The organism is Photobacterium sp. GJ3 (assembly GCF_018199995.1).
GTDB lineage: Bacteria > Pseudomonadota > Gammaproteobacteria > Enterobacterales > Vibrionaceae > Photobacterium.
This window is the reverse complement of record NZ_CP073578.1, coordinates 2,667,633-2,686,979: the sequence shown is the minus strand read 5'-3', so window position 1 is coordinate 2,686,979 and position 19,347 is coordinate 2,667,633. Positions and strand designations below refer to the sequence as shown.

At 52.3% G+C, this 19,347-nt stretch carries 19 protein-coding genes; 12 read left to right on the top strand and 7 right to left on the bottom strand.

Annotated features, from left to right (window positions below; translation table 11 throughout):
• Nucleotides 1-117: 117 nt before the first annotated feature.
• From lpxD to KDD30_RS12310, 10 genes are all read left to right on the top strand, one after another.
• Nucleotides 118-1,146, top strand: coding sequence for a UDP-3-O-(3-hydroxymyristoyl)glucosamine N-acyltransferase (gene lpxD, locus KDD30_RS12355; RefSeq protein ID WP_211646135.1), 1,029 nt, complete (start codon nucleotides 118-120; stop codon nucleotides 1,144-1,146).
• A gap of 109 nt (nucleotides 1,147-1,255) precedes the next feature.
• Nucleotides 1,256-1,711, top strand: coding sequence for a 3-hydroxyacyl-ACP dehydratase FabZ (gene fabZ / locus KDD30_RS12350; protein ID WP_211646134.1), 456 nt, complete (start codon nucleotides 1,256-1,258; stop codon nucleotides 1,709-1,711).
• A complete protein-coding gene (gene lpxA / locus KDD30_RS12345) occupies nucleotides 1,708-2,496 on the top strand; it encodes an acyl-ACP--UDP-N-acetylglucosamine O-acyltransferase (RefSeq protein ID WP_211646133.1) in 789 nt (262 codons plus the stop codon). The genes fabZ and lpxA overlap by 4 nt, the downstream gene beginning before the upstream one ends.
• 1 nt (nucleotide 2,497) lies before the next feature.
• Nucleotides 2,498-3,637 carry a lipid-A-disaccharide synthase gene (gene lpxB / locus KDD30_RS12340; RefSeq protein WP_211646132.1) on the top strand — a complete coding sequence of 380 codons (1,140 nt, stop codon included), beginning with the start codon at nucleotides 2,498-2,500 and terminating at the stop codon, nucleotides 3,635-3,637.
• Nucleotides 3,638-3,681: 44 nt separating this feature from the next.
• Nucleotides 3,682-4,287, top strand: a complete 606-nt coding sequence (gene rnhB / locus KDD30_RS12335; protein WP_211646131.1) for a ribonuclease HII — start codon at nucleotides 3,682-3,684, stop codon at nucleotides 4,285-4,287.
• A gap of 130 nt (nucleotides 4,288-4,417) precedes the next feature.
• On the top strand, nucleotides 4,418-7,897 hold the full coding sequence (gene dnaE / locus KDD30_RS12330) for a DNA polymerase III subunit alpha (protein ID WP_211646130.1): 3,480 nt from the start codon (nucleotides 4,418-4,420) through the stop codon (nucleotides 7,895-7,897).
• Between the two features lie 57 nt (nucleotides 7,898-7,954).
• Nucleotides 7,955-8,914: an acetyl-CoA carboxylase carboxyl transferase subunit alpha gene (accA, locus tag KDD30_RS12325; RefSeq protein ID WP_211646129.1), complete on the top strand. Its 960-nt coding sequence runs from the start codon at nucleotides 7,955-7,957 to the stop codon at nucleotides 8,912-8,914.
• Nucleotides 8,915-9,063: 149 nt separating this feature from the next.
• Nucleotides 9,064-10,389: a tRNA lysidine(34) synthetase TilS gene (gene tilS / locus KDD30_RS12320; protein ID WP_211646128.1), complete on the top strand. Its 1,326-nt coding sequence runs from the start codon at nucleotides 9,064-9,066 to the stop codon at nucleotides 10,387-10,389.
• A 70-nt stretch (nucleotides 10,390-10,459) separates the two neighbouring features.
• Nucleotides 10,460-10,768: a c-type cytochrome gene (locus KDD30_RS12315; protein ID WP_211646127.1), complete on the top strand. Its 309-nt coding sequence runs from the start codon at nucleotides 10,460-10,462 to the stop codon at nucleotides 10,766-10,768.
• 169 nt (nucleotides 10,769-10,937) lie between these two features.
• Nucleotides 10,938-12,287 (top strand): sodium-dependent transporter, encoded by a 1,350-nt coding sequence (locus tag KDD30_RS12310; protein ID WP_211646126.1) that lies wholly within the window; start codon nucleotides 10,938-10,940, stop codon nucleotides 12,285-12,287.
• 53 nt (nucleotides 12,288-12,340) lie between these two features.
• On the opposite strand, the gene KDD30_RS12305 is transcribed toward KDD30_RS12310, so the two are convergent.
• The 6 genes from KDD30_RS12305 to tsaA form a co-directional block, all read right to left on the bottom strand.
• A complete protein-coding gene (locus tag KDD30_RS12305; protein WP_211646125.1) occupies nucleotides 12,341-12,529 on the bottom strand; it encodes a DUF4250 domain-containing protein in 189 nt (62 codons plus the stop codon).
• On the bottom strand, nucleotides 12,526-12,735 hold the full coding sequence (locus tag KDD30_RS12300; protein ID WP_211646124.1) for a YaeP family protein: 210 nt from the start codon (nucleotides 12,733-12,735) through the stop codon (nucleotides 12,526-12,528). The genes KDD30_RS12305 and KDD30_RS12300 overlap by 4 nt, the downstream gene beginning before the upstream one ends.
• Before the next feature lie 93 nt (nucleotides 12,736-12,828).
• Complete coding sequence (locus KDD30_RS12295; protein ID WP_211646123.1) at nucleotides 12,829-13,683, bottom strand: GGDEF domain-containing protein; 855 nt, start codon at nucleotides 13,681-13,683, stop codon at nucleotides 12,829-12,831.
• 93 nt (nucleotides 13,684-13,776) lie between these two features.
• On the bottom strand, nucleotides 13,777-14,901 hold the full coding sequence (locus KDD30_RS12290) for a patatin-like phospholipase family protein (RefSeq protein WP_211646122.1): 1,125 nt from the start codon (nucleotides 14,899-14,901) through the stop codon (nucleotides 13,777-13,779).
• Nucleotides 14,902-15,094: 193 nt separating this feature from the next.
• Nucleotides 15,095-16,810, bottom strand: a complete 1,716-nt coding sequence (locus KDD30_RS12285; RefSeq protein WP_211646121.1) for a proline--tRNA ligase — start codon at nucleotides 16,808-16,810, stop codon at nucleotides 15,095-15,097.
• A gap of 158 nt (nucleotides 16,811-16,968) precedes the next feature.
• Complete coding sequence (gene tsaA / locus KDD30_RS12280) at nucleotides 16,969-17,676, bottom strand: tRNA (N6-threonylcarbamoyladenosine(37)-N6)-methyltransferase TrmO (protein WP_211646120.1); 708 nt, start codon at nucleotides 17,674-17,676, stop codon at nucleotides 16,969-16,971.
• Nucleotides 17,677-17,807: 131 nt separating this feature from the next.
• Here tsaA and KDD30_RS12275 point away from each other — a divergent pair, with 131 nt between their 5' ends.
• Both KDD30_RS12275 and ykgO read left to right on the top strand, forming a co-directional pair.
• Entirely contained in the window at nucleotides 17,808-18,059 is a 252-nt protein-coding gene (locus KDD30_RS12275) for a type B 50S ribosomal protein L31 (RefSeq protein ID WP_211646119.1), read from the top strand.
• Nucleotides 18,060-18,231: 172 nt separating this feature from the next.
• Nucleotides 18,232-18,375 carry a type B 50S ribosomal protein L36 gene (gene ykgO, locus KDD30_RS12270; protein WP_211646118.1) on the top strand — a complete coding sequence of 48 codons (144 nt, stop codon included), beginning with the start codon at nucleotides 18,232-18,234 and terminating at the stop codon, nucleotides 18,373-18,375.
• A 103-nt stretch (nucleotides 18,376-18,478) separates the two neighbouring features.
• Here ykgO and KDD30_RS12265 read toward each other — a convergent pair whose 3' ends face one another.
• The gene (locus KDD30_RS12265; RefSeq protein WP_211646117.1) at nucleotides 18,479-19,294 is read right to left on the bottom strand and encodes a MetQ/NlpA family lipoprotein; all 816 of its coding nucleotides are present in this window, start codon (nucleotides 19,292-19,294) and stop codon (nucleotides 18,479-18,481) included.
• Nucleotides 19,295-19,347 lie beyond the last annotated feature (53 nt).

The following is a 19,347-nucleotide window of genomic DNA, read 5'->3' as shown; positions in this document are numbered from 1 at the left end:
GTATTATGTGAACATTGTTCAAATTATAAACGTTCCTGCGCTTACACTTTGCATTGTCTCGTTCACCACAGATAATAAGGTGCAGTGACGTATAAAAACGAAATAATAAGGTAAACAATGGCTGCATTGACGCTTGCTGCATTAGCAGAGAAATTAGGTGCGGAGCTGCGCGGTGACGCAGACGCGGAAGTCACCGCAATCGCAGGACTGGGACAGGCAGCTCCCGGTCAGATCACTTTCCTTTCCAGCAGTAAATATCGCCAGCATCTGAAAGAATGTCAGGCGACAGCGGTCATGCTGAAAGCCGAAGACGCCGAGTTCTTCGGTGGTAATGCCTTGATTGTTCAAGACCCTTATCTGTCTTACGCCAAAGTTGCACAGATTCTGGACAGCACACCGGCCAGCGCGACTGAGATTGCCCCTTCTGCTTACATTGCTTCTGATGCTGTGGTTGGCCAGGGTGTGGCTGTGGGCCACAACGCCGTGATTGAGTCGGGTGTTGTGCTGGGCGATAACGTTCAGATTGGTCCGGGATGTTTCATCGGGAAAAATGCACAGATTGGTCACCGTACCAAGCTGTGGGCCAATGTCAGTATTTACCACAATGTGGTTCTGGGCGATGACTGTCTGGTTCAGTCGGGTACCGTGATTGGTGCAGATGGCTTCGGTTATGCCAATGATAAAGGCCGCTGGGTGAAGATCCCGCAGTTGGGCACGGTTCGTGTGGGCGACCGGGTTGAGATCGGGGCTTGTACCACAATCGACCGGGGTGCCCTTGAAGATACCATCATTGCAGATGGTGTTATTATTGATAATCAGTGCCAGATCGCGCATAACGTCACCATTGGCGAAAACACTGCTGTTGCAGGCGCCACTGTGATGGCTGGCAGCCTGAAAGTCGGTAAACACTGCTTCATCGGTGGAGCCAGTGTGTTCAATGGCCACATGGAAATCACGGATGGGGTGACTGTGACCGGCATGGGAATGGTCATGCGCCCAATTACTGAGCCGGGAGTGTATTCTTCCGGTATCCCGCTTCAGACGAACCGGGAGTGGCGTAAGACAGCCGCACGGGTACTGAAAATCGAAGATATGAATAAGCGCCTGAAATCTGTAGAGAAAAAACTCGAAGAAGAAGGTAAGTAACCGTTTTTGAATGTTTCTGCGCCGTGGGACGGGGGCGACGTTGACAGACGTTTCGCAATTTCTCAGATCGCCGCGGCGCTTTGTTCACTTTTTAGACAGGAATGCAGTTTTGACTAGCGAGAACAAAACGCTGAATATCACCGAGATCCAGGCACTTCTTCCACACCGTTATCCGTTTCTGATGGTCGATAAGGTTGTAAACTATGAAGAAGGCAAAACGCTGACAGCGATTAAAAACGTTTCTGTTAACGAGCCGCAGTTCACCGGCCACTTTCCGAAAATGCCTGTTTTCCCGGGCGTACTGATTCTGGAAGCGATGGCACAGGCGACAGGGCTGCTTGCATTTAAAACCTTTGGTGCGCCAGCGGAAAATGAACTGTATTACTTTGCCAGTATTGATAATGCAAAATTCCGCAAGCCAGTGGGTCCTGGGGATCAACTGGTGATTGAAGTCGAATTCCTGAAAGAACGTCGTGGCATTGCAATGTTCAATGGCGTGGCGAAAGTAGACGGCGAAGTCGTATGTTCGGCTGAGCTGAAATGCGCAAGACGAGAGTTTTCATGATTCACGAAACTGCAAAGATCCATCCGTCTGCAGTCATTGAAGACGGTGTGAAGATCGGTGCCAATGTGACGGTCGGTCCATTTACTTATATCGGCAAAGATGTCGAGATTGGTGATGGCAATGAGATCATGTCCCATGTTGTGATCAAAGGTCCGACAACCATTGGTCAGGACAACCGGATTTTCCCTTACGCCATCGTTGGCGAAGAGTGTCAGGACAAGAAGTACAACGGTGAGCCAACCCGCCTGGAAATCGGCGACCGCAATGTGATTCGCGAAAGCGTACAAATCCATCGTGGCACGGTTCAGGACAAAGGCGTCACCATTGTTGGCAACGACAACCTGCTCTGTGTGAACGCACACGTTGCGCACGATGTTGTGATTGGCGATCATACCCATATCGGGAATAACTCGATTCTGGGTGGCCATGTGACGGTTGGCAATCATGCCGGCGTGATGGCACTGTCCGCGATTCATCCGTTCTGTACTGTGGGTGCGTACAGCTATGTGGGTGGCTGTTCTGCTGTGGTTCAGGATGTTCCGCCGTATGTGCTGGCTCAGGGCAACCACGCGACACCGTTTGGTCTGAACCTGGTCGGCCTGCAACGCAACGGGTTTGAAAAGCCTGAACTGCATGCGTTGCGTCGTGCCTACAAAGAAATTTACCGTTCCGGTAAAACTCAGGCAGAAGTCAAACCTGTTCTGGAAGAAATGGCCAAAGACTGGCCATCCGTTGGCCTGTTTCTGGATATGCTGAATACGACAACGCGTGGAATTATTCGCTGATATGACGAAGCCACTTCGAATAGGAATTGTCGCCGGGGAGATCTCCGGCGATATTTTAGGCGCTGGCTTTATTGAAGCCGTCAAAGCTCGATATCCGGATGCAGAGTTCGTCGGCGTTGCCGGTCCGCGCATGCAGGCGCTGGGCTGTGAAGCCTTATTTGATATGGAAGAGCTGGCTGTGATGGGGATCGTCGAAGTCGTCGGTCGTCTGCCCCGCTTGTTCCACATCAAGGGAGAGCTGGTGAAGTATTTCACCAACAATCCGCCGGATGTGTTTGTCGGTATTGATGCTCCGGACTTCAACTTGCGCCTGGAGCGCGATCTGAAGCAGAAAGGGATCAAAACCGTCCACTACGTCAGCCCGTCTGTCTGGGCCTGGCGGCAAAAACGTATCTTCAAAATTGAAGCGGCAACCAATCTGGTGCTGGCTTTTCTGCCGTTTGAAAAAGCTTTTTACGACAAATTCAGGGTGCCTTGTGAGTTTGTGGGCCATACCATGGCCGATGCGATTCCGCTGGAAACAGACCAAGCGGCAGCGCAGGAAAAATTGGGCCTGGATCCGAACAAACGCTGGCTGGCGGTTTTACCGGGCAGCCGTGGCGGTGAAATGAGCTTACTGGCTGAACCTTTCATCGAAACATGCCAACGCCTGAAGTCGACATACCCGGAGCTGGGTTTTGTGGTTGCGCTGGTGAATGCAAAGCGTCGGGAACAGTTTGAGGCAGCCTGGAAAAATACAGCGCCGGATCTGGACTTTGTTCTGGTCGACGATACTGCGCGGGATGTGATGACAGCCTCTGATGCCGTCCTGCTGGCATCCGGTACGGTGGCACTTGAATGTATGCTGGTGAAACGTCCGATGGTGGTTGGCTATAAGGTCAAGCCGCTGACGGCCTGGCTGGCGAAACGAATGCTGAAAACCAAGTATGTGTCTCTGCCAAATATTCTGGCTGACCGTGAACTGGTGCCTGAGTTGTTACAGGAAGACTGTATGCCGGAGAAACTGGCCGCAGCAGTCGAGCAAGCCTTGTCTTCAGACAACAGTGCCTTGCTGACTGAATTTACCCGCCTGCATCAGCTGATTCGGTGTGATGCTGACAGACAGGCCGCTGATGCGGTCCTGAAGCTGATCGGAAGATAACCCCATCATGGCCGGCAGAACGGTCGGCCTGAGTGAATTCCAAAATGCAATACGAACCATTTGTTTACCCTGAAGCCAACCTGATTGCTGGCGTGGATGAAGTCGGTCGCGGTCCGCTGGTTGGCGCCGTTGTAACCGCCGCAGTGATTTTGGATCCGGCCAACCCGATTGAAGGGTTAACCGACTCCAAAAAGCTGAGCGAGAAAAAGCGCCTGGCACTGTTTGACGAAATCAAAGCCAAAGCACTGAGCTGGTCGCTGGGGCGTTGCGAGCCTGCTGAAATTGATGAACTGAATATTCTGCAGGCCACGATGGTCGCCATGCAGCGCGCCGTGGCGGGTTTGTCCGTTCAGCCCGATTATGTGCTGATTGATGGCAACAAAGTGCCCCAGTTGCCCATGGCAGCTCAGGCGGTTGTGAAAGGTGATTTACGGGTTGCCGAAATCAGTGCCGCTTCGATTCTGGCAAAAGTCACCCGGGATCGTGAGATGGAAGCATTGGATACCCAACATCCGGAGTATGGCTTTGCCCAGCATAAAGGGTACCCGACCAAGGCGCATTTTGCTGCGCTGGAGCAGTTCGGTGCCATTGATGAACACCGGAAAAGCTTCAAGCCAGTTCGAGAGCGAATTGCACAAAATTTGAAGTAACAGTTCCCCGGTACTTGCGTTGCCGGGAAATCATTTTAGACTCTGGGATTCATGTGCTGAATCGCGACAATCACTGATCGCTCCAGCAGAATACGACCTCGCATATTAACGGCTGAATAACGACATCATCATGGCAGAACCTCGCTTTATACACCTCCGGATTCACAGTGACTTTTCCATGGTCGATGGCCTGAGTAAGGTACCGCCGCTGGTGAAAAAAGTGGCGGAGCTGGGCATGCCCGCCATGGCGCTGACGGATTTCAACAACCTGTGTGGTCTGGTGAAATTTTATTTCGCCGCGCACGGGGCTGGCGTGAAACCCATTATCGGCGCAGATTTTAAGGTCCGGGCGGATGAAGGCAGTGAAGAGCTGACGGATCTGACGATTCTGGCTGCCGATAACGATGGCTATAAAAATCTGACGTTGCTGATCTCTCACGCTTACCAGCGGGGGCATATCCAGCATATGCCGGTGATTGATCGCGATTGGCTGATTGATCACAAGCAAGGGTTAATTCTGCTTTCCGGTGGTAAAAGCGGCGATTTGGGTCAGGCGCTGCTGAAAGGTAACAGTGCTGCGGTTGAGCGTTGTGTGGCCTTCTATCAGGAACATTTCCCGGACAGCTATTATCTTGAGCTGGTACGAACCGGTCGCCCGGATGAAGAAGCTTATCTGCACTTTGCCGTGGAACTGGCGGCGGAAGCCGGCTTACCTGTGGTGGCCACCAACGATGTGCGCTTTATCAGCCCGGATCAATTCGATGCCCATGAAATCCGGGTCTGTATCCATGACGGCTATACGCTGGTTGATCCCCGTCGTCCGAAAAACTACAGTCCTCAGCAATACCTGCGTAGCGAAGACGAGATGTGCGCGCTCTTCGCCGATATCCCGGAAGCACTCGAAAACTCAGTTGAAATTGCCAAGCGCTGTAATGTGACGGTTCGTCTGGGTGAGTATTTCCTGCCGAATTTCCCGACCGGAGAGATGACCACGGAAGACTTTCTGGTTCTGAAATCCAGAGAAGGTTTGGAGCGACGTCTTGAATTTTTGTTTCCGGATGAAGAAGAGCGCAAGCAGCGCCGCCCTGAGTACGACGAACGTCTGGATATTGAGTTACAAGTTATTAACCAGATGGGGTTCCCCGGCTACTTCCTGATCGTCATGGAGTTCATCCAGTGGTCGAAAGAAAACGGGGTGCCGGTTGGCCCAGGCCGGGGATCCGGTGCAGGATCGCTGGTGGCTTATGCGCTGGACATTACGGATCTCGATCCGCTGGCATTTGATCTGCTGTTCGAACGTTTCCTGAACCCGGAACGGGTTTCCATGCCCGATTTCGATATCGACTTCTGTATGGATAAACGGGATCAGGTGATTGATCACGTTGCAGAAATGTACGGCCGGGATGCGGTGTCTCAGATCATTACCTTCGGGACCATGGCCGCGAAGGCGGTGATCCGGGACGTGGGCCGGGTGCTGGGTCACCCGTATGGCTTCGTGGATCGAATTTCTAAGCTGGTCCCGGCAGAGCCGGGGATGACGCTGGCCAAAGCCTTTGAGGCAGAGCCGCAACTGGGCGAAGTGTACGAAGCGGACGAAGAAGTCAAAGCGCTGATCGACATGTGCCGGGTGCTGGAAGGGGTGACCCGAAACGCAGGTAAACACGCGGGTGGTGTCGTGATTTCACCGACGACGATCACAGACTTCGCCCCGCTTTACTGTGATGCGGAAGGCCATCATCCGGTGACCCAGTTTGACAAGAACGATGTGGAAACCGCCGGGCTGGTCAAATTCGACTTCCTGGGGCTGCGGACACTGACCATCATTGACTGGGCGCTGGGCATGATCAATCCGCGTCTGGAAAGTCAGGGGAAAGCACCGATCAACATTGCTGCAATTCCGATGGATGATGCCAAATCCTTTGCGATGCTGCAGCGCTCTGAATCGACAGCGGTTTTCCAGCTTGAATCCCGCGGGATGAAAGATCTGATCAAGCGTCTGCAACCGGACTGCTTTGAAGACATGATCGCACTGGTTGCCCTGTTCCGGCCGGGTCCGCTGCAATCGGGCATGGTGGATAACTTCATCGACCGGAAGCATGGCCGTGAAGATATTTCTTACCCGGATGCGACGTATCAGCATGAATCGCTGAAAGAAATTCTGGAACCGACCTACGGCATCATCCTCTATCAGGAGCAGGTGATGCAGATTGCGCAGGTTCTGGCTGGCTACAGCCTGGGGGGCGCGGACTTGCTCCGTCGTGCCATGGGTAAGAAAAAGCCGGAAGAGATGGCCAAGCAGCGTGCGACGTTTGAAAGTGGCGCGGTGAACAACGGCGTCGACGGCGAACTGGCGATGAAGATCTTCGACCTGGTAGAGAAATTCGCAGGTTACGGCTTCAACAAATCGCACTCCGCCGCGTATGCACTGGTTTCTTACCAGACCCTGTGGCTGAAAGCACATTATCCGGCTGAGTTCATGGCAGCAGTAATGACTGCAGATATGGACAACACCGATAAAGTGGTCGGGCTGGTCGAAGAATGTCAGCGCATGAATCTGAAAATGCTGCCGCCGGATGTGAACAAAGGCCTGTATCGTTTCACCGTTGATGATGAGGGGGCCATTGTTTATGGTATCGGCGCAATTAAAGGCGTGGGTGAAGGGCCGATTGAAAATCTGATCGCTGCGCGGGAAAAAGGCGGATATTTTAAGGATCTGTTTGATTTCTGTGCCAGAATAGACACCAAGAAAGTCAATAAACGCGTGCTGGAGCGTTTGATCAAAGCGGGTGCGATGGATCGGCTGGGGCCGAACCGTGCAGCTATGATGGCAACACTGGATGATGCGCTGAAAGCCGCTGGCCAGCACCATCAGGCCGAAGCTTTTGGTCAGGCAGATATGTTCGGCGTGCTGACGGATGAACCGGAAGCGGTTGAGCGTGCTTACGCCAATATCCCTGAATGGCCGGAAAAAGTCTGGCTGGAAGGGGAGCGGGATACCTTAGGTCTCTATCTGACCGGGCACCCGATTAACAGCTATGTGCGTGAATTGAAGCATTATGTGACCTGGCGGTTGAAAGATGCACATCCGACAGGCCGGGATAAGGTGGTTACGGTCGCGGGACTGGTGATTGCGGCCCGGGTGATGACGACCAAACGCGGAACCCGCATCGGGATTCTGACGCTGGATGACCGATCCGGGCGGATGGAAGTCATGCTGTTCTCTGATGCTTTGGATCGATATCTCGATTTGGTTGAAAAAGACCGGATTCTGGTCGTTTCCGGACAGGTCAGCTTTGATGATTTTAACGGCGGCCTTAAAATGTCGGCACGTGAAGTCCTTGATATCTCAGACGCTCGAGAAAAGCATCTGCGTGGTCTTGCTATCTCGCTGACCGAAAGGCAAATTGATAAAACATTTTTTGAGCGTTTCAGCAAAGCGCTGGAACCGTACCGGGCTGGTACTGTCCCGGTGAATATTTATTATCAGCGTTCGAATGCTCGCGCTAAACTTACCCTGGGCACAGAATGGCGAATTACGCCAAATGATGAGTTAATCACTGATCTCAAAGTGCTTTTGGGCGAGCAGCAAGTCGAATTTGAGTTTAATTAATGTGTCCGGCACCTGGGCTGACAGGATGCTAAACATGGACAAAGGATTACAAGTGGTATGAGCCTGAACTTCCTTGATTTTGAACAACCGATTGCCGAGCTAGAAGCCAAAATTGAAGCACTGCGCGATGTGTCGCATCGTGACAAGTCGGCCTCAGTTGATCTCGATAAAGAAATTTCCCAGCTTGAGCAGAAGAGCTTGGAACTGACCAAGAAAATCTTCGGTGACCTTGGTGCATGGCAGGTCGCGCAACTGGCCCGTCACCCTCGGCGTCCGTATACACTGGATTATATTGACCAGATCTTCACTGAGTTTGATGAGCTGGCGGGTGATCGTGCTTACGCCGATGACAAAGCACTGGTGGGTGGCATTGCCCGCCTGGAAGGGCGTCCGGTGATGGTGATTGGTCACCAGAAAGGCCGTGAAACCCGTGAAAAGGTCCTGCGTAATTTCGGCATGCCAAGACCGGAAGGTTACCGTAAAGCCCTGCGTCTGATGCGTATGGCGGAGCGTTTCCGCATGCCAATCATCACCTTTATTGACACCGCTGGTGCTTATCCTGGCGTGGGTGCAGAAGAACGTGGTCAGTCTGAAGCGATCGCGATGAACCTGAAAGTGATGGCGGGTCTGACTGTACCGGTGATCTGTAACGTGGTGGGTGAAGGCGGCTCTGGCGGCGCACTGGCGATCGGCGTAGGTGACTGCGTGAACATGCTGCAATATTCGACTTACTCTGTGATTTCTCCGGAAGGCTGTGCATCAATTCTGTGGCGTGATTCTGACAAAGCACCTCAGGCAGCAGAAGCCATGGGAATGACAGCCGATCGTCTGAAAGAGCTGGGTCTGATTGATAACATTATCTCTGAGCCTCTGGGCGGTGCCCATCGTGATGTTCCGGCGATGGCTGCCAACATCAAGCAGCAACTGCTGAATGTGCTGGATGAACTGGATGGGCTGGATGAAGAAAGCCTGCTGGAGCGTCGCTACCAGCGTCTGCTGAGCTACGGCTACTGCTGATATCTGAACTGCTATCAGTCCTTAACGGGTCGCTTTATGCGGCCCGTTGTCGTTTTTGTCAGCTGCAATTCGCAAGCTGACAATCTGACAGGCGGTGCGATAAGATACTCCTTTCTTTCCGTGTGTTTCTTCAGGTACGGCCCGCAATCATGCTGTTTCATCAATTCTCACTTACGCTCCGCCGCTTGTGTCCGACCCCGGTTCCTTTGGTACTGGCCTTCAGTGGCGGCCTGGATTCCCGGGTATTGCTGCATTTACTGAGCCGTTTCATCAGAGAGTTTCCGGATTATTCCGTCCAGGCAGTCTATGTGCATCATGGGCTGAGTCCGAATGCTGATCACTGGCAGAAACAGTGCGCAGTGTGGGCTGCTCAGGACGGTATCCCGTTCGAAACGGTCCGGGTTGAGGTGCAAAAAGGCAGCCGCCTGAGTCTCGAGCAGTCTGCCCGCGATGCAAGGTATCAGGCCCTCGCGGGATATGTCCGGAAAGGTGAATGTTTACTTACGGCTCAGCACGCGGATGACCAGCTTGAAACCGTGCTGCTTGCACTGAAACGTGGCAGTGGGCCTGCCGGACTGGCGGCGATGCCGGAAATGAAACCCTTTGCCGGAGGAAGTCATGTTCGCCCCTTACTGGATATCAGCCGTGCAACGCTGGAAGCTTATGCTGAAACACACCAGTTGCAGTGGGTTGAGGACGAAAGTAATCAGGACACCCGGTTTGACCGGAATTTTCTGCGTCAGACTGTATTGCCTGCTCTGAATGAACGCTGGCCGGGATTACGTCAGTCTGTCGCACGCAGTGCGGCGCTGTGCGGCGAACAGGAAGCGCTGTTAGCTGCGCTGTTATCCGAGAAACTGAGCTTGCTGAGCCAGCCGGACGGCAGTTTGAATATCGCAGTCATTGAGGATGCTGTTCAGGGAAAGGCGTTGATTCGGTTGTGGTTGCAGCAGCAGCAACTGCCGTTACCGTCGAAAGCACAGATGGAGCAGATCTGGCTCAGTATCTGTCAGGCCCGTGTGGATGCGAACCCCTGCGTTTCGTTGGCCGGATATGATATTCGCCGCTTTCGTCATCACTTGTATGTGGTTCGGCCTTTGCCGGATCTCACACAGTGGCACGCAGAGATGGCGCTGGATGCGTGGTGCGCTTTACCGGCGGGCTTAGGTCAACTCAGGCTGAGCAGGTTGGAAGCCGGGACGCGGGTGGGTCTGCTGCTACGACTGCCGGCTGTGGATGAGCCTGTCCGGATCACTTTTGACCCCAGCGGCTTGAGTGCACAGCCAGTGGGCCGTGCCGGTCGCCGGAAACTGAAAAAACTGTTTCAGGAATCTCAGGTGCCCAGCTGGCGCCGTCGACAGATGCCGCTGGTATTTTATGGTGATCAACTGGCTGCCGTTGCCGGGCTTTTTGTCGTCAAAGGTTTTGAAGGGAATACGTGTCAGTTGGTCTGGAAATGTGATCACCTACACTGACACCGGAGTCAGGAATATAGATAGTCAGTCAGTGTTTGAATGTCGATAACAATAGAAAAATGAGGATCCTATGAAAAAAGCACTGACGCTGACACTGGCTGTAACTTTGTTTTCACTGCCTGCAATGGCCGCCGGAGATGCCCAAGCCGGTAAAGCCAAAGCTGCGATTTGCGCTGCCTGTCATGGCGCTGATGGCGTGGCTGTCATTCCGGGCTACCCCAATTTAAAAGGCCAGAACGCACAGTATATTGTGAACGCACTCAAAGCTTACAAGAACAAAGATCGGAACGGTGGCAATGCAGCCGTGATGCAACCCCAGGCTGCGATGCTCAGCGATACGGACATGGAAAACCTGGCGGCTTATTTCGCACAAATGTGATAGCCCGATCAAATCATCCGCTTTTGGGGCGGATGATTTGTTATCAGAGCAAGCATGTTTGAATTATCTTCTTGTTGCTTTGTTTTTAATCAGTTAGATTCGCTGCCATTGATCGGAATCCCCAATCAATATATCGTACTAGTTCGCTGATACATTAAGGTTGGGTAACATGGCAGGAACACGCGAACACTTCGGCTCACGGATGGGCTTTATCCTCGCTGCGGCAGGGGCTGCAGTTGGGTTAGGCAATATCTGGGGCTTCCCGACTCAGGCTGCCAGTAATGGTGGCGGGGCATTTCTGCTGGTCTATTTATTCATGATTCTGGTCGTCGCTTTTCCGATGCTGATTGTCGAAATGGCGATTGGACGTCACGGCCAGGCGAACCCGGTTGACAGTATGCGCAGCCTGAGTGCCAACGCCACGGCCAAGCGCACTGGTGCGATGGTCGGCTGGATTGGCCTGATGGTGCCTTGTTTAGTGCTGGCCTTTTACAGCATTGTCGCTGGCTGGTTAGTGACTTTCCTTCTGGCTGCAATCACCGATATTCTTGGCATGACCGACCTGACGGTCTGGCTGAAAGGCTTTTCTGTTTCCCGTAACCTCTTTGGCGCGGCAATCTTTTATCTGCTGACCATTCTGATCGTGCAAAGTGGCGTGAAGCAGGGCATTGAAAAGTGGTCGACGCGACTGATGCCCGCTTTGTTTGCGCTTTTCCTGCTGATGTTCGTTTACATCATGACGCAGGATGGGGCGATGGATGGTCTGAAACATTATCTGATCCCGGATTTCAGTAAGGTGTTCGAGCCGAAATTACTGCTGGCGGCGATGGGGCAAGGCTTCTTCTCGCTGACAATCGGTGGCTGTTCGATGCTGATTTACGGCTCTTATCTGAGCAAAAAAGAGAGCCTGCCTAAGATGGCGCTCAGCGTCACGCTGGTTGACTCGGCTGTTGCGTTTATCGCGGGTCTGGTCGTGTTACCAGCCATGTTTGTTGCGATGCAAAAAGGCGTCGCAATTTATGCAGAAGACGGTTCGCTGCTCAGTTCCGATACGCTGGTCTTTACCGTTTTGCCACTGCTGTTTGACAGCCTGGGATTTGCAGGTCAGCTGATTGCGCTGGTGTTCTTCGTGCTGATGACCATTGCGGCACTGACGTCTTCAATTTCAATGCTGGAATGTCCGGTGGCACTGGTGAGTGAGCGGCTGAATACAGGCCGTAAACCAACCAGTTGGGTGCTGGGATGTGTGATTGCGGTATTCAGTGCTGTCATTATTTTTAACTTTGGTCAGCTGTTTGGTCTGGTTGCTACCATTGCCACGCAATACTTCCAGCCGGTTGCTGCGCTGCTGTTCACGTTGTTTGGCGGATGGGTCTGGTCGCGTCACAGTAAACTCAAGGAGCTGTCGGCTGGCAGCCCGGCACTGCAACAGTCGCTGTTCTGGAAAATCTGGCCAGTCTATGTAAAGTTTGTCTGTCCGCTGCTGGTGACCGCAGTCCTGGTTTCAACCTTCATCTGAAGACAAAAACGGAAAGCTCAGGCTTTCCGTTTTGTTTTTCGCGGCGAAAAGTTTCAGCGGAACTGTTTGGCTTGGGGCAGGTAATCAAATCCGGCACCGGCCAGTTTTGCGACCAACTGATCTTTATCGATTTCATAAAATCGGACCAGGCTGTCCAAATCGCCAAACTCATCCCGAATCTTCATGTTCACGATGCTCATCAGCATCACAGGATCCATGGTTTCAAACTGCTTCAGATTCATTGGGTATCCTCGTGATCACTGATGAGCAGGTTTGCTGCTGCAAAGGCAGCCTGATCTCTGACAGTATCGGGTAATGCTGTATTGGCGGCAATCTCGTTGAGGGCACGGACAGCACAGGCAATCGCGGCAGGAATATAGCCCTGCTCTCCGCTGCCAATCTGGCTGTAACTCTGGCGTACACGATCACAACAGTCAGTGACTTTCATGGAAGCTCCTGGGGTTTGATAAGAAATTCAAGCGGGAAAGTGAACTGATTCAGAGCTTACCGCTATCAGGAATGAAGATCGAGCGGTGACCGGCTATTTTGAACGCTTGTGCTGATAGAGCTGTCGGTCTGCTCTTTCCAGCAGACTCGTCGGGGAGTCGCCCCGGCAATATTGGCTGGCGCCAATCGAGGTCCCGATTTCCAGGGTGCGTAAGGTATGATCCTGCTCCATGCGGGTGAGGACCCGGTGAATGACTTTGCGGGCGGATTGCTCTGACGCGGGCTGCAGCAGCAGGACAAACTCATCCCCGCCAAGACGATAGCAGCGATCGGATGTACGAACCGATTGTTTTAAAATGGCAGCAAACCGGCGTATGACGTTATCACCGTCCAGGTGGCCATATTTGTCATTCACTTGCTTGAAGTTATCCAGATCAAATAGCAGCAAAACCAAACCGACCTGCCGGCGCTCACTCATGGCAATTGCATGGAGAATATCCTGATCCAGGCAACTGCGGTTGCGCAGGCTAGATAGGTGATCGCGCATGGCCATTTCTTTGACCCGGCGATATTCCATGGCACTGAATAGCGGGCCGGCCAGCAGCCGGTGATAGGTATGGAGCAGGTTGATCTCATCCTGATCTAACGCGTAGGGTGTGTCGTACTGCAGTTCACCTAACGGGTGATCCGAATAACGCAGTAAGAAGCATTGGCGGTTCTCGGTGCCGGGCCCGTGGCGGATCAATGTCGTTGTCGTCTCCTGACGCCAAAGCATCCGGCTGACATCAACCTGTTTTTCCACTTCCATCGCAAAGACTTCCAATAGCGTGGACAGTTCTGGCTTCCCCTGCAACTTTTGCAGGATCAACAGACGCTGATCCGCACCCAAAGGCTTGGTGCGGGTCGGGACAGCATCAGCCTGAGATTTTTGCCAGAAAATCGGATCCATGGTTAATGTCATTGATAAGTAAGGGTTTTAATATAGGAGATTTTGAAGCCAGATCAATAGAAAATGGAACAAAATGAAAATCTCCCCTTGTTTTTATTCTAAAAACGAACGTAGCTCACTTTCTCGCTCTAAGGCATCGATATAGCCTAAATTAATGAGTGCGTGAATGTAATTTGGTTCAAAAAGGATATAACTGGTCAGGGCGGCATCGTCTTTCGGGCTGATCCCAAGCATGCGCATCAGGCCTCGAGCGGCTAGGGGCATATGATGGTAGAAGGCCTGAGCCAGCGGCTCGAAGGACTGACTTGGATAGAGGTGCAGCGTATCCACTGTCTTGACTGCCATTTGCTGCCGTTCAGCATCGGGTAATTTTTTCAGCAGGTTATTGGTGTAGGCCAAATGTTCCAGCTCGGCGGCCATGGTGTCGCTGAAAATGGTGTCCATCAAATGGCCGGTCAGCATCCCCAGCCCGGGGGCTTGTGTGGGATCTCTGGGGGTTAGTCGCTGGTTGATCAGGTCGATGATCAGAATTTTATCCGCGCCCATCTTCATGGATGGCCGTAAAGGCGTCAGCTGGTGGATAGAGCCATCGCCATAGTAAGCCTGCCCAATGCGGCTGGCAGGAAAAACAAAAGGAATGGCGGACGAGGCCAGCAAGTGCTCGGTCGTAATCAGGGAACGTCGGCCTTTGGACTTGGAAAAGGTCCAGGGGGCGATATTCTGCTGTCCCTGAAAAAAGCTGACCGTTTTTCCGCTTTTGTAGCTGGACGCTGTGACAGAAATGCCATGAAGATTGCCTGCCAGAATCTGCTGTTCGAGGCGATCATAATTGTTAACCTGATTGAGCAGTTGCCGGAGCGGACGGTTATCCAGCAGCCCGAAGGGAGGCCTGGGATGATGGACAGCCTGAAGCCGGGCCAGCAACTGATGAGACAGGTGTTTGGTGATCCCCCAACTGCTTGCACGGAATACACTGCGGCTGTGCAAACGTGCCCAAATCCATTCAAGTTTCTTGACCCCGAGCCGGAAGCAGGAAGCATAGCTGGCAATGGCGGTTGCATTGATGGCCCCTGCGGAAGTGCCGCAGTATATGCTGAACGGGCTGTGATGGTTTCTGGGATACCATTCGGACATGGCTTTGAGCACACCGACCTGATACGCGGCACGGGCTCCGCCACCAGATAACAGCAAACTGATTTTTGGCTTTTCCTTGCCCATGCAGTGTTTTACCCCGGAAAGAAACAGAGAATTCAGATGTCAATGGCGTCGCAGTGGTGCGTTCGACTCAGTTTATTCCTATCTTAGTCTGTATTTCTGTGGCACAGATATGAAAAAAGCCTCACAGCGGAGGCTTTTATGATTTATTTTGAGCCACTTAGTCAGGCTCTGATTCGGGAGCCCAACCTCAGTCTTAAGCCAGTTTTTGCTTGATGAAGTCAGCAATGCTGTCGGCTGCAACCGGTGCTTTGGTGCCGGTCCGGCGATCTTTGTACTCGACTTCGCCGTTTTTCAGACTGCGGTCGCCAATCACGACGGTATGTGGGACACCAATCAGTTCCATGTCGGCAAACATCACGCCCGGACGCTCTTTTCGGTCATCAAACAGGACTTCAACTCCCGCTGCAGTCAGATCTGCGTACAGGGTTTCAGCGGCCTGCTGGACTTCTTCAGACTTGTGCATGTTCATCGGAACAATCGCAACCTGGAATGGCGCAATTGCGTCTGGCCAGATAATTCCGTTGTCGTCGTTGTTCTGCTCAATCGCCGCCGCAACCACACGGGTACAGCCAATGCCGTAGCAGCCCATTTCCATGACGGCCTGTTTGCCGTTGGCATCCAGGACTGTTGCGTTCATGGATGCTGAGTAGTTGGTTCCCAGCTGGAAAATATGACCGACTTCAATGCCACGCTTAAGCAGGATGGTGCCTTTTCCGCATGGGCTTGGGTCGCCTTCCATCACGTTCCGCAGATCTTCGACACGGCCCAGTGCTACGTCACGGCCCCAGTTGATGCCGAAGTAGTGTTTACCGTCGACGTTGGCACCCGCACCAAAGTCGCTCATGACAGCAACGCTGCGGTCGACAATGAATTCAACAGGCAGGCCGACAGGACCCAGAGAGCCCGGACCCGCATTCACGACGGCACGGATTTCTTCTTCTGTTGCGAATTCCAGTGGTTTCGCAACACAGTCCAGATTTTCAGCTTTCACTTCGTTCAGTTCGTGATCGCCACGCACGATCAGTGCAATCAGTGCTGCATCGGCTTCTTCAGACGCTTTGACAAACAGCGTCTTCACGGTTTTCTCAACAGGCAGACCAAATTGTTCCACCAGTTCTGCAATGGTTTTAGCATTCGGCGTATCGACCAGCTTCATGTCTTCAGCGGGTTCAGCACGCTCAGTGGTTGGTGCCAGCGCTTCCGCTTTTTCGATGTTTGCTGCGTAATCAGACTCAGTTGAGAACGCGATCAGGTCTTCACCACTTTCTGCTAGGACGTGGAATTCATGCGAGCCGCTGCCACCGATAGAACCGGTATCGGCCAGTACAGCACGGAAATCCAGACCCATGCGGCTGAACACGTTGCTGTACGCGCGGTACATGTCGTGATAAGTATCCTGCAGGCTCTCTTTGTCCAGATGGAACGAGTAAGCATCTTTCATGATGAACTCACGAGAACGCATCACACCAAAACGAGGGCGAACTTCGTCGCGGAATTTGGTTTGGATCTGATACAGATTCAGCGGCAGCTGTTTGTATGATTTCACCTCGTTACGCACCATGTCGGTGATCACTTCTTCGTGCGTCGGGCCCAGTACAAACGGTCGGTCGTGACGGTCGGCAATTCGCAGCAGTTCGGGACCGAATTTGTCCCAGCGGCCTGTTTCCTGCCACAGCTCAGACGGCTGAACGACAGGCATCAGGGTTTCCACTGCACCGGCTTTGTTCATTTCTTCGCGAACAATCGTTTCGACCTTACGCAGCACACGCAGACCTGTAGGCAGCCAGGTGTACAAACCTGAAGCCAGCTTACGGATCATGCCTGCACGGAGCATCAGCTGGTGGCTGATGACTTCTGCGTCGTTTGGAGTCTCCTTCAGGGTAGAAAGAAGATATTTACTGGTACGCATTGATGGTATCCGTTGGTAATAATGAGGATGAATTTGGAAAGGGCTATATTAGCAGCGTATCCGCCTTTCGCCAAAGAGAACCCTTCAGGAAACTGTTCGGTCAGCCGTTCTGGAAGCGCTTATCGGTGCGTTCAATCACCGGAAAAGCCTTCATTTTTTCAGGCTGACTCTAAATTTTTGACCACAACCCGGTCTTCTTCAAACTGAAAACGGACATTGTAGTCAAAGAGCAGTACGCCATATTCCTTGTCGTCCGGCTTGCCTTTTTTGTAGGCCGGGCGTGGGTCCTGTGCCAGCACCTCTGTGATGACCGCTTTGTGGTAGTCCGCTTCCTGATGACTGAGCTGACTGTGCGCATGTGCCGTGAATTCGACCGGCAGCAGTGCCGGAGATTCTGCAGCAAACCCGCCTGTTGCCTGCGGCAGGCTGTCGGAGTAGGGGATATAAGGCTTGATATCAATCACGGGTGTCCCGTCGACCAGATCCACGCCAGCGAGATCCAGCAGAATTTGTCCCTGTGCCTGACGCACGCCGAGTAACTGAATGGCCGACATCCCAATGCCATTCGGCCGAAATGTCGCCCGACTGGCAAACACGCCAATCCGGTCATTGCCGCCCAGCCGGGGCGGTCGAACTGTCGGACGCCAGCCAGCAGATAAGTTCTGATCAAACAAAAACAACAGCCACAGGTGACTGAATTGTTCAATGCCGCGAACGGATTCCGGCGTGTTGGCATCGCCCTGTAAGACCAGGGTTGCTTTTGCGCTGGGGACAAGGCCGGGCTGACGGGGAACAGCGAACTTTTCTTTGTAGGGCGAGCGGATAAAGCCGACGGGCTCAATCTGAAATTGTTGTTGGGATGTCATGATCTTTTCAGGCTGAATCAGAGATTTGCAGACCATACCACAAGAGTCTGTATGAGTACCTGATAAAAACCGCTTGTTGAGAACAACTATCAAGTGTTATGTTATATTATAACGTTAATTGAGAGGTGGTTATGAAAGCAGGCATTCATCCCGAATATCGCAAAGTGGTGTTTCACGACACCAGTGTGGACAAATACTTCGTGGTCGGCTCAACGTTGAAAACCGACAAAACGATCACTTGGGAAGACGGTAAAGAGTATCCGTATTTTTTACTGGATGTTTCTTCTGAGTCTCACCCGTTCTATACCGGTAAGCAGCGTGTGATTAAGTCTGAAGGCCGGATGGCAAACTTTAACCGCCGTTTTGCGGCATTCAGTAAGTAATACCAATCGCAGTCAATCACTGGTCATCCTAGCTTGTTCAAATGTTCGATCACTGCGTTAGATTTTTTGATTGTAGAATGACTACTTATCTAAAAAATCTGCCTTGTTCTCAAACATTTTTCCGGCGCTATGTTTGATCACTGACTGACTTTGATTGGCATAAGGGGTTTTTATGCAGGTTTTAAGTTCATTGAAAAGTGCCAAGCAGCGTCACCGCGATTGTCAGGTGGTGAAGCGTCGTGGCCGTATTTACGTGATTTGTAAAACGAATCCTCGCTTCAAAGCCGTTCAGGGCGGCGTGAAGAAAAAGAAATAAATCTTTGCCAGGTTTCTGGCTGCTTTAGGGTTCCCATCCAGAACGACAAAAAGCCCCGATATGGGGCTTTTTGTCGTTCTGGAAAGTGGGGAGGCGGTCGAGATTACCAGCCTTTCACCACGCCACCTTTGAAGATTTCCATGGCAGCATCGTTGACGGCATCAGACTGATACGCCTTCACAAATGTCTTCACATTTTCTGCATTCACATTGTCTTCACGGGCAACAATCAGGTTCACGTAAGGGGACTCTTTGCCTTCAACAAAGATACCATCCTGATCCGGTGACAGGTTGATGGAACTGGCATAGGTGTTGTTGATGATCGCCAGTTTTACATCATCCAGTGAACGTGGCAGCTGTGGTGCTTCCAGTTCAACAATCTGCAGGTTTTTCGGGTTCTCGACTACATCCAGTACGGTTGCAGTCAGACCAGCACCTTCTTTCAGTTTCAGCAGGCCCTGAGATTCAAGCAGCATCAGTGAACGGCCCAGGTTGGTTGGATCGTTTGGTACTGCAATCTGGTCGCCTTCCTGCAATTCGTCAATGGAGGTGATCTTGTGTGAGTAAGCTGCAATCGGGTAAACGAATGTGTTGCCGGCAACAGCAAATTTATAGCCACGGTCTTTCACTTGCTGATCCAGGTATGGCTTGTGTTGGAATGCATTCAAATCAATTGAACCTTCTTCCAGAGCGGCGTTTGGCGATACATAGTCGGTGAAAGTGATCAGTTCTACATCCAGACCGTACTTGTCTTTGGCTTCTTTGGCTGCAATTTCTGCAACCTGAGCTTCAGAGCCCGCCATCACGCCGACTTTGATTTTGTTGTTGTCGACTGCCGCTTCTTTCTCGCCACAGCCAGTCAGAGCCAGTGCTGAAGCCAATCCCGCCACTGCGAAGAAATGTTTGATATTCAGTGCCATTGTACATCTCCTATATTCAGGGAATCCCTGTACTTGTTGTCGTTGTATTTCGC